This is a genomic window from Leisingera sp. JC1 (assembly GCF_001679925.1).
GTDB lineage: Bacteria > Pseudomonadota > Alphaproteobacteria > Rhodobacterales > Rhodobacteraceae > Leisingera.
In genome coordinates this window covers 1-1,245 of the sequence record NZ_LYUZ01000019.1, presented here as the reverse complement: position 1 = coordinate 1,245, position 1,245 = coordinate 1, and the positions used below count along the sequence as shown (strand labels likewise).

At 67.4% G+C, this 1,245-nt stretch carries 1 protein-coding gene; it reads right to left on the bottom strand.

Translation table 11 applies throughout. The annotated features are described in order from the left end of the window. Positions 1-1,072: beta strand repeat-containing protein (locus A9D60_RS03610; protein WP_368072339.1), on the bottom strand; the 1,072-nt coding region annotated here is incomplete at its 3' end. Between the last annotated feature and the right edge of the window lie 173 nt (positions 1,073-1,245).

The following is a 1,245-nucleotide window of genomic DNA, read 5'->3' as shown; positions in this document are numbered from 1 at the left end:
CGCTGGCAATCGTCAGATCACCGCTGGCGCTGTTCTCCAGGTCCGCCACCGTGCCGCCGCTCACTGTGGCGCTGCCGCTGTTGTTCAGATCGGCGGTGCTGCCGCCGGTGACGCTGACTGTGCCGCCATTGTCCACCATCCCGGCAATGCCGCTGGTGGTCAGTTCCGCTCCCGCTGCAACCGTCACATCGCCGCTCAACGTGCCAGAGCTGTCCAGCGAACCGCCCGAGACGATCACGGCCCCGTCCATCGAACCGCTGTTGGTCACATTGCCGCCCGAAATCGCTGCCGTACCGCTGACAATACCGCTGTTTGCAAAGCTGCCTCCGGTCTGGTCCAGCGTGCCCACGGTGCCCGCGTTCGAGGCGGTGCCCGCGTTGCTCAGGGCCGTTACTTCGCCGCCGCTGGCAATCGTCAAATCGCCGCTGGCGCTGTTCTCCAGGTCCGCCACCACGCCACCGCTCACCGTGGCGCTGCCGCTGTTGTTCAGATCGGCGGTGCCGCCGCCGGTGACGCTGACTGTGCCGCCGTTGTCCACTGTCCCGGCAATGCCGCTGGTGGTCAGTTCCGCTCCCGCCGCAACCGTCACCTCGCCGTTCAGCGTGCCGGAACTGTCCAGCGAACCGCCCGACAGGGTCACAGCCCCATCCATCGAACCGCTGTTGGTCACACTGCCGCCCGAAATCGCTGCCGYACCGCTRACARKACCGCTGTTTGCAAAGCTGCCTCCGGTCTGGTTCAGCGTGCCCACGGTGCCCGCGTTCGAGGCGGTGCCCGCATTGCTCAGCGCTGTCACCGTGCCGCCGCTGGCAATCGTCAGMTCGCCGCTGGCGCTGTTCTCCAAGTCCGCCACCGTGCCGCCGCTCACTGTGGCGCTGCCGCTGTTGTTCAGATCGGCGGTGCTGCCGCCGGTGACGCTGACTGTGCCGCCATTGTCCACCATCCCGGCAATGCCGCTGGTGGTCAGTTCCGCTCCCGCTGCAACCGTCACATCGCCGCTCAACGTGCCAGAGCTGTCCAGCGAACCGCCCGAGACGATCACGGCCCCGTCCATCGAACCGCTGTTGGTCACATTGCCGCCCGAAATCGCTGCCGTACCGCTGACARTACCGCTGTTTGYAAAGCTGCCKCCGGTCTGGTCCAGCGTGCCCACRGTGCCYGCGTTCGAGGCGRTGCCCKCGTTGCTCAGGGCCGGTACACGGTGCCCGCGTTCGAGGCGGTGCCCGCGTTGCTCAGGGCCGGTAC